12 protein-coding genes are annotated in these 12,948 nt (G+C 37.8%); 9 read left to right on the top strand and 3 right to left on the bottom strand.

Features of this window, described 5'->3' with window-relative positions; translation table 11 throughout:
* Positions 1–35 precede the first annotated feature (35 nt).
* Both F933_RS13710 and F933_RS17290 read left to right on the top strand, forming a co-directional pair.
* The gene (locus F933_RS13710) at positions 36–854 is read left to right on the top strand and encodes a hypothetical protein (protein WP_005062153.1); all 819 of its coding nucleotides are present in this window, start codon (positions 36–38) and stop codon (positions 852–854) included.
* Positions 855–898: 44 nt separating this feature from the next.
* The gene (locus tag F933_RS17290) at positions 899–1,072 is read left to right on the top strand and encodes a cbb3-type cytochrome oxidase assembly protein (RefSeq protein WP_005054427.1); all 174 of its coding nucleotides are present in this window, start codon (positions 899–901) and stop codon (positions 1,070–1,072) included.
* A gap of 66 nt (positions 1,073–1,138) precedes the next feature.
* Here the strand turns inward: F933_RS17290 and F933_RS13705 are convergent, their stop codons facing one another.
* Positions 1,139–2,146, bottom strand: a complete 1,008-nt coding sequence (locus F933_RS13705; RefSeq protein ID WP_005062152.1) for a helix-turn-helix domain-containing protein — start codon at positions 2,144–2,146, stop codon at positions 1,139–1,141.
* Between the two features lie 167 nt (positions 2,147–2,313).
* Between F933_RS13705 and F933_RS13700 the strand changes: the two genes are divergently transcribed.
* The 6 genes from F933_RS13700 to F933_RS13675 all read left to right on the top strand — a co-directional run bounded on the left by F933_RS13700 (position 2,314) and on the right by F933_RS13675 (position 9,847).
* A complete protein-coding gene (locus F933_RS13700) occupies positions 2,314–3,315 on the top strand; it encodes a putative solute-binding protein (protein WP_005062151.1) in 1,002 nt (333 codons plus the stop codon).
* Positions 3,316–3,376: 61 nt separating this feature from the next.
* Positions 3,377–4,291: a metal-dependent hydrolase gene (locus F933_RS13695; RefSeq protein ID WP_005054421.1), complete on the top strand. Its 915-nt coding sequence runs from the start codon at positions 3,377–3,379 to the stop codon at positions 4,289–4,291.
* Positions 4,292–4,407: 116 nt separating this feature from the next.
* Positions 4,408–5,415 (top strand): putative solute-binding protein, encoded by a 1,008-nt coding sequence (locus F933_RS13690; RefSeq protein ID WP_005062150.1) that lies wholly within the window; start codon positions 4,408–4,410, stop codon positions 5,413–5,415.
* Positions 5,416–5,575: 160 nt separating this feature from the next.
* Positions 5,576–7,984 carry an FdhF/YdeP family oxidoreductase gene (locus F933_RS13685; RefSeq protein ID WP_167539096.1) on the top strand — a complete coding sequence of 803 codons (2,409 nt, stop codon included), beginning with the start codon at positions 5,576–5,578 and terminating at the stop codon, positions 7,982–7,984.
* Between the two features lie 49 nt (positions 7,985–8,033).
* Complete coding sequence (gene fdhD / locus F933_RS13680) at positions 8,034–8,822, top strand: formate dehydrogenase accessory sulfurtransferase FdhD (RefSeq protein WP_005062137.1); 789 nt, start codon at positions 8,034–8,036, stop codon at positions 8,820–8,822.
* A gap of 83 nt (positions 8,823–8,905) precedes the next feature.
* Positions 8,906–9,847 (top strand): Dyp-type peroxidase, encoded by a 942-nt coding sequence (locus F933_RS13675; protein WP_005062135.1) that lies wholly within the window; start codon positions 8,906–8,908, stop codon positions 9,845–9,847.
* A gap of 44 nt (positions 9,848–9,891) precedes the next feature.
* Here F933_RS13675 and F933_RS13670 read toward each other — a convergent pair whose 3' ends face one another.
* The gene (locus F933_RS13670; protein ID WP_005062133.1) at positions 9,892–10,287 is read right to left on the bottom strand and encodes an acyl-CoA thioesterase; all 396 of its coding nucleotides are present in this window, start codon (positions 10,285–10,287) and stop codon (positions 9,892–9,894) included.
* A 437-nt stretch (positions 10,288–10,724) separates the two neighbouring features.
* The gene (locus tag F933_RS13665) at positions 10,725–11,342 is read right to left on the bottom strand and encodes a TetR/AcrR family transcriptional regulator (protein ID WP_005054412.1); all 618 of its coding nucleotides are present in this window, start codon (positions 11,340–11,342) and stop codon (positions 10,725–10,727) included.
* Between the two features lie 485 nt (positions 11,343–11,827).
* Here F933_RS13665 and F933_RS13660 point away from each other — a divergent pair, with 485 nt between their 5' ends.
* Positions 11,828–12,787: a metal-dependent hydrolase gene (locus F933_RS13660; RefSeq protein WP_005062132.1), complete on the top strand. Its 960-nt coding sequence runs from the start codon at positions 11,828–11,830 to the stop codon at positions 12,785–12,787.
* Positions 12,788–12,948 lie beyond the last annotated feature (161 nt).

Below are 12,948 nucleotides of genomic sequence, written 5' to 3'. Positions count from 1 at the left end.
TAAATCATGATTCGATTGGAAAAGGGCGTATATCGATGTTTGAAACAAAAGAGCTGAATGCGATCACTCAGATTTTTCAATCTAGTGAGCCTTCACAATCGATACAAGCTCAATTACATTTTGAATATGTCAATCTTGAGGCAACTTTATTAAGAGCAAAGGTTTTAAGAGGTTTCGCTAAGGAAAAAGTCACCTATATTGCTCAAGCACAAATTCATGACAATGATCAGAATCTAGCATATTTATTTGCGCCATTTGTACTTGCCAATTTAAATCTTCCCGTGATTTATACCACCCTCAACTCAGCGTCGGTGCTAAAGATTTTAAATCAATATTATCAGGCGGAAAAAAGAGTGAAGTTTGATGTTGTAGATTTGCTGCAAAGTCTGAAAGTTTATATTGACGTTGTGGATGAACCAAACGACCAAGATGACTTTCTGTTCAGGAGTTTGGTTAAAGCACTGTGCAGATCAGATATTTCACAAATTTTTTTGATCACATCATCTGTGATAAATCATCAGCAGCTTCAACAGTTGCAAGATTTCTTGGGGATAAAGATTAGTGTCATTCAGACAGTTTGTGAAGAAAGTATTGTAAAGGATGAAATGTTAAATACTCGGAAATTGTTGTTTAAAAACAAAGATGATTTTCATCGAAATATTTGTACATTGTTTTCACATTTAAACGCAAAACTCATTTCTCAGGTTGGTCAATTTAGTGAAATGCAGGCAGCCCATTTGATTGAAGATATGTTTTATTCGGAACATATTTTTGAAAAGTTATCTGTGTATGCCGAATACATGCAAACCCGAATCCAAAATGGATCAAGTTATAAAACCTTATCCATGATTTAAACATTTAAGAGCTGAATATTTGTATTTAAATAGGAGTAGACGATATGTCTCAAGAGCAGTCAAAATTTCCTTATTTAGTCGTTGGAATCAGTATTTTACTCGGTTGCTTATTTTTAGTTTTCTTCTTTCTCGCAGTCAGTAATCAACCAGATTATATGCCGTCACAACAGAAGCAGAATATCAATCAAGTTCAGCACAATATGTCATCAAATAAATAATAAAGAACAATAAAATATTGTTTTCACTCACTTACTGATTATTTGAGCTGTAATCAGTAAGTTTTTTTATTCAAAGCGTCTTGGAGAGGTTGTTGTCCAACGTTTAAATGCACGAGAGAAATTTTTTGAGTTTGTATAGCCTAAATGTTCAGCAATCATCTCAAGAGATAGGTTCGGATTTTTCAATAGTTGAATCGCTTTTTCACATCGTATTTTATCTACAAGTGCTCTAAAACTCGTTCCTTCACTTTCTAATTTGCGCTGTAAGCTGCGCTCAGAAATTTGTGCCTTTTGTAGAATATCAGTGAGTGAGCTAATGCCCATCGCTTCATCGTAAATCAAATCCTGAACAAAACTGGTGAAACTATCTTGATTGAGTAATTTACGCAGTTGAGATTTACATTCTTCTCGTGCGAGTCGCTCTGCTATCGCATCAGAGTGGAGCAGTGGAAGGTTTAATATTTCGCTATCAAATTCTAATCGTGTAGCTGGACGATCAAATCTTACCTCACCAGGAATCAAGGGAAGTAATTTGTCAAAATAGTCGGGTTTACTAAACTGAACATCTGCAAAACCTCTCAGCTCTTGTCCAGAAATTGTTTTCCCCATTTGAGCAAATCCAATCAATAAAGCAATTTGAATGACTTCATCAAGATAATATGCATCGGTTTGCTCGAAGATAATTACAGCGCGATCATCTAAGACTTCAAGTTTGATGGTATGAATGCTGGATTGCAGAGAAATAAACTCTTGAGCGATATTTAAGGCTTGTCTGACATCGCTTGCCAACATTGCGGTCATGCCCATTAGACCGTGACATGTAATGGTCATTTGCATACCTAAATAAAAACCAAATTCCAATGCAGGCACTTGGGTAATATCAAGCGCTCGTCGCAGGATACCCATTACAGTTTTCGCATCTGCACGCCATAAGGGTTGCAACAATTGCTCCGTGTTAAAACCTGATCCTTTTAGAATTTCATCTGCTGAAATATCCCAACGCGAAACGACATCGACCATTAAGGCGATGTATGTACCCGGAACAGTTTTTTCTATTTCTTTGTTCAGTTTCATAAAAGCAATGTCGGAAAATGATACCAAAATGGCTTGCTATGAACTATTACAGCATTTTTTTTTATTTAAAAATAGCCTCAATAAATCTTAAGCGATTGCTTCGTTACACAGCTTAATGATCACTTTCGATTTGGGTGCTTAGATTAAAAATAATATTAGGATGAGTCATGAAAAAAGGAATTTTGATTGCAGCCTTCATTACAGTTTTATCAACAAATGCACAGGCAAAAATTGATATATGCGTATTTGATTTGCTTGGAAAAGCAGGTGAGTCGTACAAAATGGTAGAAGAATGGTCTTTAGCAGCTAAATCTTGGAATGCTGATCTTAATTTGATGCCATATCAAGATGAGGCAAAAGCACAAAGCGACTTTGAAGCAGGTAAATGTGATGGTGTCTCTATGACATCAATGCGAGCGCGTAAATACAATAAATTTGCAGGATCAATTGATGCATTAGGTGCGATTACCAGTAATTCAATTGCCAAAAAAGCAATTAGTTATGTATTGGATTCGCGTAATAAAAATCGAATGGTTTCTCGTATTAATGGCGAAGCGTTTGAAGTCGCTGCGATTGCTCAAATTGGTTTAGCGTATGTGTTTGTACGAGATAAAAATATAAATACGATTGAGAAAGGTAAAGGCAAAAAATTTGCTTATTTACATTATGACCAAGCGCAAAAAATGATTGTAGAACGTCTAGATTTGGTGGGAGTGCCTTCAGAAATATCAGATTTTGCAAAAAAATTTAATAATAAACAAGTCGATGTGATTGCCGCACCAGCATATGCCTATAAGCCATTAGAAATAGCCAAAGGGCTAGGTACTCAGGGTGCAATGTTTAATTTCCCAGTGATCAATCTAACGGGAGACATCATTATCCGTCCTGAAAAATTTCCAGCTGGTTTTGGTCTGAAATCACGTGATTGGGCAATTAAACAACTGCCGAAAAATTTTGCCACGATTGCACGATTAGAAGCGGAAATTCCTGCGAAATATAAACAATCTCTTTCATCAGAAGATACCCGCCGCTATCAGCAAATGTTGAGAGATGGACGAATAGAACTCACAAAATTAGGCATTTATGATCCATTAATGATGAGTGTTTTAAAGCGTGCGCGTTGTACGGTCGAAAGAACAAATTTTGAATGTTCTTTAAGTGGTGAGTAGTAATTTTTTTTAATTTCAAATATTTAGACGTTATAAACCTAGATTGTAAGTAGAGGTCAATATGAACGCGATTGTTCAACATCACAAGCTGGTCGCAAGAGCAGTTAAGTTTGATTTTTCTAATTCTCCTGTGCAGTGGATTCCAAATGATCCTGTTTGTTCGCATCTGATTAATGGAATAAATCTAATCTTGCCCGCAGGTGAGTTTTGGTTTTGTCGTGTTTATAACAAGACACTTCCTTACATTCATCATCCAGTTTTAATCGATGATGTAAAAGGATTTATTCGTCAAGAAGCAACTCATGCTCGAGCACATCAGAGTGCACAAGAGTTTCTTATTCAACATGGTTATGATCTTGATCCTGCTTTAAAAAAAATTAATTGGATTTTCGGTGTCTTACTTGGTGAAAGTCCTTTAGGTATTAAAGCCTTAGAGTTAAAGCCATTAGAACATTTCTGGTTAGTCACTAGAGTGGGTGTAGTTGCAGCGATCGAACATTTTACAGGTGCGCTTGGTCAGTGGTGTATGGACAATAAGTCTTGGGACAAAGCAGATCCAGTCATTGCAGATATGTTTCGTTGGCATTTGGCTGAAGAGGTTGAGCATCGAAGTGTAGCTTTTGATTTATTTAAAGAAATGATGCCAAATAAAGTGTTTTTTTATTTATATCGTCAGTTTTTAATGCTGCTTGTCTTTCCTATTTTCATTTATGTTCTTGCTGATGTAGGGCGCAAACTTGGAAAGCAAGATCCTGATCAAGCCGTTCAGAAAATTGCTAATCGGACATTAGTTGGATTACTTAGCAAATATCATCGACAAGCAAAACAAACAGATAATGGTCCTACGCTGACATTTTTACTTAAAACAACAGTACGTTGGTTATCACCAAAATTTCATCCTGAAACAGAGGGAAATACACAACAAGCTTTGGATTATTTAGCACGCTCTCCAGCGGTTCAAATGCTAAGTAAATGAAAAAATGTGTTTATTTCGTCTGATAAATATGAATCAAGCCATAAATTAGCGATCAAAAAAACTTAATGTAGTCGTCATGTGGAAATCAAACGATACGTTTGTCAAAGGAAGAACTTATGAAAAAAATCGCACTTGCTATCGCAACAACTTCAATTTTGAGTGTCTCTGCTTCGACCCAAGCAGCAATTGACGTTTGTGTGTTTGATATTTTAGGAAAGTCTGGAGAGGCTTATAAAATGATGCAAGACTGGGCACTGGCAGCAAAAGGTTGGGGTGCTGATGTTAATCTTCTTGCCATTACTGATGAGCAAGTTGCCGACAACAATTTTAAAGCAGGGAAATGTGCGGGTGTGGCAATGACCTCAATGCGTGCCCGTCCATATAATAAATTTGTCGGTTCGATTGATTCACTTGGTGGTGTACCCAGTGATGAGATTGCGAAACGTGCCATTACTTTCGTATCTGACCCGCGTAATGCAGCGAAAATGACCACAAATTTAGCTGGCAATAAATATGAAGTCGTCGGTATTTCTCCATTAGGTTCAGCATATATCTTTGTCCGTGACAAAAGTATCAACTCAATTGAAAAAGCTGCAGGGAAAAAATTTGCGGTATTGGGGTATGACGATGCACAAAAATTGATTGTACAACGTGTTGGTGCGCAAGCAGTACTTTCGGATATTTCTAACTTCGCTGCTAAATTTAATAATGGTCAGGTGGATATGATTGGTGCGCCAGCGTATGCCTATAAACCATTGGAGCTTAGCAAGGGCTTAGGTACAAATGGTGTTATGTATAATTTTCCTGTACTGCAAGTGACGGCAAACTTAGTCATACGTCCTGAAAGGTTTCCAGCAGGTTTTGGTCAGAAATCTCGTGATTGGTCAGTCAAACAGCTTCCAAAAGTCTTCGCTACGATCAAGCGTCTTGAGGCTGAAATTTCTGCAAAATACAAAATGAATCTTACGCCGGAAGATAAATTGAAATATCAAAAAATGATGCGTGATGGTCGTATTGAGTTGACGCAGAGAGGTATTTACGATGCAGGTATGATGTCTGTATTAAAAAAAGCGCGTTGTTCAATAGATAAAACAAATTTCGAATGCTCTTTGGCTGGGGAATAATAAAAACCAATATTGGTATTGTAAAACTTGATCAAGCCTAGTTCATCTGGGCTTGATTTTTAGATGCTTAATTAGACAAATCAAGAATAGAAAAGAATAAAAAATCGTGTTAATCCTAATGCTAATAATTTTTAAGAATAGCTCAGATGAGGGCAACATGATGGACGACTCAGAACAAACCATTCATAAGCAAGCAAATACGAGCTACGCCAGAATCGAACCTTATACTCAACCTGCGGGTGGTTGGGGAGCATTACTCAGTGTTGCTCGTAATCTCAAAAGACAAGATATTTTAAAGAAAGGTTCAATCACATTACTTAACATAAATCAGCCTACAGGTTTTGATTGTCCGGGTTGTGCTTGGCCTGAGAAAAAAGATGCGCATGCCTTTAACTTTTGTGAAAACGGTGCCAAAGCCGTTGCATTTGAGGCAACCAGTAAAACGGTCACACCTGATTTTTTTGCGCAGCATACTGTGAGTTGGCTCGCTGAACAAAGTGATTTTTATTTGGAAGATCTCGGACGCTTAACTGACCCTATGCGTTACGATCCTGTGACAGATAAATATGTGCCGATTTGTTGGGATGAGGCTTTTCAGTTGATTGCCAAACATCTACAAGCACTCGATCATCCTGATCAAGCTGCTTTTTATACGTCTGGTCGTGCTAGTAACGAAGCAGCCTTTTTATATCAGCTTTTTGTGAGAAGCTTCGGAACCAATAACTTTCCTGATTGTTCCAATATGTGCCATGAAACTACCAGTGTCGGTTTAAAAGATACAATTGGTTTAGGTAAAGGCACTGTCATTTTAGATGACTTTGATTTGGCGGATGCGATCTTTAGTTTTGGACATAATCCCGGTACAAATCATCCACGCATGTTAGCAACCTTAAGAGAAGTCTCTCGACGAGGCGGTAATATTGTTGCCATTAATCCAATCAAAGAGCGTGGATTGGAACGGTTCCAAGATCCACAAGCACCACTGGAAATGATGACCAATGGCAGTACGCCAATTAGTCGTTATTACTTCCAGCCTAAAATTGGGGGTGACTATGCCCTGATGTTTGGGGTGATGAAGCATTTGCTGGAGTGGGATAACAAAGCACTTGCTAAAGCAAAGCCAAGCGTTTTTGATCGTAATTTTATTGAGATGAATACAATTGGTTTTGATGAAATGTTAGCTGAGATTGATAGTACAGCGTGGTCTGAAATTCATAAGCATACGGGACTTTCAGCTGAACATTTAGAATCGATTGCTCAGATGTATCTAGATGCGAAAACGGCAATTTTCTGTTGGGGTATGGGGATTACCCAACATCGGCATGGCACAGCCAATATTCATATGCTCTCCAATTTAATGTTGGCTCGAGGGCATATTGGTCGTCCAGGATCAGGCTTATGTCCAGTACGTGGTCACAGTAATGTGCAAGGTGATCGTACTATGGGAATTAATGAAAATCCAAGTGATAAACTCTTGGATAGCATTGATCGTGTCTTTGGGATTAAATCACCGCGTAAACATGGTTTTGGCGTTGTCGATACCATAAAGGCGATGTACGAAGGCGATGTAAAAGTCTTTATTGGTTTGGGTGGAAACTTTGCAGTTGCTACACCTGATACGCCTTATACCCAAGAGGCATTACGCCGTTGTAATTTAACCGTCAATATCACAACTAAGTTGAATCGTAGCCATTTGGTTTGTGGTAAAGATGCTTTGATGCTGCCGTGTTTAGGGCGTACAGAAGTTGATATGCAAATGCATGGGCCACAAGCAATTTCAGTAGAAGATTCGATGTCGAATGTGCATCTTTCAGCAGGACGTAATCCTCCGATCTCTGAAAATATCTTATCTGAACCTGATATTGTAGCCCGTATGGCAGCAGCTGCTTTGCCTAACAGTCAAGTCAAATGGCGTTGGTATATCGATAGCTATGATCGTATTCGTGACTCGATTGCCGATGTCTTCGATGAGTTTCATGACTTTAATCAACGAGTCTACCAACCGAGTGGTTTTCACTTAGAACATCCTGCCAATCAGCATGTGTGGAATACGCCAAGTGGCAAAGCACAATTCATGATTACGCCATTGGCAGAAGTCTATGAAGATAAAGAAAATCAATATGCAGCAGCCTATAGTGAGCGCAAAGTATATACCTTGATGACGACTCGTTCTCACGATCAATACAATACGACATTATATGGTTTAGATGATCGTTATCGCGGGGTGTATGGGCAGCGACGTGTCCTGTTTATGAACCAAACAGATATTGATGAGGCAGGTTTTGAGGCTGATCAATGGGTCGATATTGAAAGTGTATTCTCAGATGGGGTTAAACGGATTGTACATAGTTTCCGCATCGTACCTTATAACATTCCACAAGGCAGTCTGGCGGCTTATTATCCTGAAACCAATCCACTCGTCGCATTAAGTAGTCATGATAAATACGCTAAGATTCCAGCATCAAAAAGTGTTCCTGTGATTCTTCATGCAGGACAAGCTCCCGCGCATTTTAACTTAGCAGTTGAGGTTGATCCTGAACATGCCAATGAACGAGTGGGGAGTGCGTAGTTGATTCATCATCTATTTTCTTGAATCAAGCGCATAAATGAGGTTAAAGGTGGATACAAAAATACGCGGCTACGAAACGATGCAAGTACATCGTTTTCATCAGGATATGTATGAAAATGAAATGGACTATATTGTTCAAGAGTATCCTGTTGCAATGATTTACAATGGAATTTCTCATGCGGTGATGATGGCAACGCCGTCTGATTTTGAGGTGTTTGCCAAGGGTTTTAGTTTATCTGAAGGTATTTTGCAAAGTTTAAACGAGTTGTATTCACTCGATATTCGTCAAAATGAACTGGGGATTGAAGTGGACATGACTATCTCATCTCGTGCTTTTATGGCTTTAAAAGAACAGCGAAGGATGATGGTGGGGCGCACAGGCTGTGGCTTATGTGGCATTAAGAGTCTCAATCAACTCTATGCAAATCTACCTGCGGTCAGTACCCAAGTGCCATCAACATGGTTAAATCAGATTCCCAATGCGATCGCCCAACTTAAAGTGGGACAAAAAATCACTGCGCTTACGGGTGGAGCACACGCCGCAGCATGGGTGGTGAAAGGGCAGATCGTAGCATTATTTGAAGATGTTGGGCGGCATAATGCATTGGATAAATTATTGGGTTATTTGGCAGAGCAAAAACTCGATGTTACTGAAGGTTTTGTAGTGATGACCAGTCGCGCCAGTTATGAGTTGATCCGCAAATGTGCGCAATACAATATTGGATTATTGGCGACCATTTCTGCTCCGACCAGTATGGCGATTGACATGGCAAAGCAATTAAATCTCACCTTAGCCAGTTTTTGCCGTGGTGATAGCTTTGTTTTATACACGCAATAATAGTAAAAATTTGTGATTTGCTTGATTTCTAATGCATTGATTTGTGTAGGATATGAGCATTAAGTTTTTTATTCACAAATATTATGAATACACCTTTAAGATATCAACCTGTGATCAATAATCTTTCAGGTGAAAATGCTTTATTTATCGTACTTGGAATCAATACCAATCCTGATCATTCAGGGGTAATCGATTTTCTCGCTAATTTTTCTGCGTTCGTCCGCAGTCTAACCAATCGTTTTCCAAACAGTAATTTTAGTGCTTCGGTGGGGATTGGCTCAAATGCTTGGGATTTGCTGTTCCCAGATTTAAATAAGCCGAAAGAACTAGCCCCATTTCAAGAGATCAAAGGACCAAGACATACTGCGGTCGCGACAGCAGGTGATTTATTCTTTCATATTCGTGCCAATCAAATGGCAATTTGTTATGAACTCGCCTCAATTCTGCATGAGCAATTAAAAGAGGATACCTATCCAATTAGTGAGACCAAAGGTTTTAGATACTTTGATGGTCGCGCGATTATTGGCTTTGTGGATGGGACCGAGAATCCTGAGCATGAAATTGCCAAAGAGATTGCTTATGTCGGCCAAGAAGATGCCGAGTTTCTTGGTGGCAGTTATGTGTTTATCCAAAAATACCTACATAACATGGAAATGTGGAAGGGCTTAAGTACCGAAGAACAAGAAAAGGTCATTGGTCGCAAGAAATATGATGACGTTGAGCTTGGCGATGATGTCAAACCACAAAGCGCACATAATGTGGCTAGTAAGGCACATGATGCGGATGGGAATGAGCTAAAAATCTTAAGAGCCAATATGCCATTTTCCAATCCAACAGAAGGAGAGTACGGCACTTTCTTTATTGGCTATTCTCGCTCTTTTAATATCACCAAAACCATGCTGGAAAATATGTTTTTAGGTAAAGAAACTGGACATGTCGATCGTTTACTTGATTTTAGTACCGCAGTTTCAGGCAGCTTATTCTTTGTGCCGACCTTTGATTTTCTCGAAGATTTAGGCGAATAAGTTTAATCCGCTGAAATAAATCAGTCTATTTCAGCGGAAAATATTTATTGGCTTATCAGATATTGTTGTAACTGGTCACGGAATTGATCTGGGATACGACTTGATTTTTGCGTGCTGAAATCAAAATACACCTGAACAGCTTTGCCACGGGCAACACAGTGATCATTTTGCCAAGCTTCATGCGCAACAATAAAAGAAGAATTGCCAATCTGTTCAATCCATGTTTTGATTTGGATATCAGCGCCGTAATAGATTTGAGCAACAAAATCGACTTCAACCCGAGCCAGAATCAAAGGTAGGTTTTTGATTTGCATACTTGGATTGAATAAACGAAAAACAGGTTCACGTGCTGTTTCAAACCAGCCTGTGATCACGGTATTGTTGATATGTCCAAAAGCATCGGTTTCATAGAATCTGGGTGTAATCGAAAGTGTAAACATAGATTAACTGTTATTTTCTGATTTAAACCTAAACACTATAAGGGCTGAATCTTTAAAAATCAGCCCAAATTATAGACTTAAGCGTTTACGAATGCCGAGATAATCCACCCCTAAAGCTTTATACAATTCAATATGATTATTCAATCTAGTTTGTTCAAGCATCAGCAAACTTTGTTGAATCGCATAAATAGAGTGTTATGCATCTAATCGAGAAGGTGATGGCATAGAGAATTGGCGCTGGTGACTTTGTGGTGAAGCCTTTTAACCCTGATAATGGGATCATGGAGCGATTGCAGATCAAGGCTCTATTCAGTATGAAAATAAGAAACCGAATAGTATCTTTACCGATTCTCATCGGCACGGTAAAGACTAAAATTTATAAGCAGTGAATTCTTAGCGAGTTGTCATAAATTCGGATTTAATATATTGATATATGACTATTTTTCAGCATCTGCTAATTCTGCTTCAATATAACAAATGATCATTCTACTTAAACCTTTCACCATTTCATCAAAAGTAATTTGTGGATTTGGTAAAATCAGGTGGCGTGCCACATTAAAGATACTACTATTAATACTAATATAGGCTGTCACGCTTAAGTTATTCACTTTGAGATATCTTGGATGGCGCATCATATATTTCATCAGAACCTCCATAAGCGCCATTTCGATCTGACCAATATAACGCTCATACTTGAGCTCTGTTGCATAGCGCAAGCAAATTAGATAGCGATCATTGTCACGTGTCAGCAAGTCGCGGAAAGTATAAAAAATCATTTCGAATAAAGGTTCTAGCTCCATTTCAACAATAATGGGTGTCAGCTCCTTCACCATATCAAGCACTTCTTTGACAAAAGATTTCGCCATGGCATCGTAGATTTCTTCTTTATTTTTAAAATATTCATATAAAGAACCAACACTTACACCTGCAATATCAGCAATGTGGCGAGTGGTTGTACCACTGGTACCATTGGTTGCAACAGCAATAAAACCTGCTTCAATAATGGTATCTACAGTAACTTTCGAGCGAGATTGACGAGGTTTACGAGTTGCCATAAGTGTTATTATTAAAATCCGAACATACTGTCAGATTAACATGCTGTTGAAATTAGAGAAAGCATACTCTTATTAATCCGAACAAATAAAATTACACTGTTTTTAATATCTAATTTAAAACTGTAATAAAAATTTTTTTGACTAATTGAGTCATGATTTTTTGATATTAATAATTTTGAATTTTAAAATTAAGATTTTGAAATATATAGATTTAAATAAATTTTTAAAAATATTTGAGATAGAGTTTAATTTATAAAAAGATACTTTTTAGAAAATATTGCTACATGTAGTTAATAGAATTTTACCCGAATTGAATCCGAACATAAGATCAGTTTACAGTGTTTGTAGTAGGAAATTAGGTTCAAGAAAATCTCCCGAATATTTTTTCGTAACTCAAAAAATTATTTAGTTATACGAAAAGAGATGAACCTGATTCAAAAATGTTAAGGGCAAATGACGCTCAAGTGAAGTAGGTAGGTGTAGCCATGATCAGCAACACATTAAAGAAAGGTTTAAGTTTATTTAAATCTAACCCAATAACTGAGCAAATTGACTTTGCAAGTAAAAAAAGCATTCCGATTCGACATTTGGCGATTGGATTTGAAGGCAAGCAAGTTGATTTATCATTCTATATGAACAATCAGTTTGCTACGATTTTTTTTGCTACGTTGTCTGTGTTTTTGACTTATGGCGAAGATTTAGTGATTGAAACTGCACGCCATCACCGAGATTTATTAAAAGATCCTATTTTAAAGCAACGAGTGACTTCACTCATTGGTCAAGAAGCTATTCATTCAAAACTACACAATGAATTTAATGATGCAATAGTTGAATTGGATTATCCCGTGAGACTGTATCGCTTTCTAGGCGAAAAATTCTTTGAGCATATCTTCCTGAAGTTCCCACAACCATTAAAACTTTCAATGATGGCTGGAATTGAACATTTTACTGCAGTGTTGGCTGAATACATGATGGCACATGAGCAAAATTTCTATTTTTCAGATGATGCTAAAACACGTGCATTGTGGATGTGGCACATGTTAGAGGAATCTGAACATAAAGACGTTGCTTATGATGTTTATCAAACTTTAAACGGTAACTATGCATTACGTATTTCAGGTTTCTTCCTTGCATATTTCACCATTCTTGGATTGATTCCATTCTCTGCGACGATGGTACCGATTTTACGTAAACCACAAGAAATGCTGACAGCTAAGTTTTGGAAAGATGCAAGACGTGGTGTGAAGTTGATCTTTAGTCCTAAAGATGGTGTTTTTGGTAGTACACAAGGTCGAATTTTTGATTATTTACGTACCGATTTCCATCCGAATGATCATGATGCTTCAGCGTATTTTGAGTACTACGAAAAGAAATTATTGTCTGAAGGTGGCGCATTACATCCTTTCTTCGTGAAAGAGTTTACGCCCAAAGTTCAAGCGGCTTAATTATCCAGTTGGTGGATGAATAGTGCACTACAAATTCAGTAAGTTCAGTTGGCATAAACGTTCAAATGTTTATGAGCAATTTGGTTCTTGTTGCCCATATTTTGCTAGTGCACTATGCAATCATTATTCTTCAAAGTTTATCCATTGAAGGATTTTCTAAG

It is taken from the genome of Acinetobacter beijerinckii CIP 110307, from assembly GCF_000369005.1.
GTDB lineage: Bacteria > Pseudomonadota > Gammaproteobacteria > Pseudomonadales > Moraxellaceae > Acinetobacter > Acinetobacter beijerinckii.
Note: the sequence above shows the minus strand (reverse complement) of the source record. Positions and strands in the feature narration are given on the sequence as shown.

Excerpts from the sequence above, each read along its gene's own strand:
- F933_RS13695 (WP_005054421.1), top strand. The coding sequence starts at position 3,377 with ATGAACGCGATTGTTCAACATCACAAGCTGGTCGCAAGAGCAGTTAAG.
- F933_RS13710 (WP_005062153.1), top strand. The coding sequence starts at position 36 with ATGTTTGAAACAAAAGAGCTGAATGCGATCACTCAGATTTTTCAATCT.
- F933_RS17290 (WP_005054427.1), top strand. The coding sequence starts at position 899 with ATGTCTCAAGAGCAGTCAAAATTTCCTTATTTAGTCGTTGGAATCAGT.
- F933_RS13685 (WP_167539096.1), top strand. The coding sequence starts at position 5,576 with ATGGACGACTCAGAACAAACCATTCATAAGCAAGCAAATACGAGCTAC.
- F933_RS13660 (WP_005062132.1), top strand. The coding sequence starts at position 11,828 with ATGATCAGCAACACATTAAAGAAAGGTTTAAGTTTATTTAAATCTAAC.
- F933_RS13690 (WP_005062150.1), top strand. The coding sequence starts at position 4,408 with ATGAAAAAAATCGCACTTGCTATCGCAACAACTTCAATTTTGAGTGTC.
- F933_RS13665 (WP_005054412.1), bottom strand. The coding sequence starts at position 11,342 with ATGGCAACTCGTAAACCTCGTCAATCTCGCTCGAAAGTTACTGTAGAT.
- F933_RS13670 (WP_005062133.1), bottom strand. The coding sequence starts at position 10,287 with ATGTTTACACTTTCGATTACACCCAGATTCTATGAAACCGATGCTTTT.
- F933_RS13705 (WP_005062152.1), bottom strand. The coding sequence starts at position 2,146 with ATGAAACTGAACAAAGAAATAGAAAAAACTGTTCCGGGTACATACATC.
- F933_RS13700 (WP_005062151.1), top strand. The coding sequence starts at position 2,314 with ATGAAAAAAGGAATTTTGATTGCAGCCTTCATTACAGTTTTATCAACA.
- F933_RS13675 (WP_005062135.1), top strand. The coding sequence starts at position 8,906 with ATGAATACACCTTTAAGATATCAACCTGTGATCAATAATCTTTCAGGT.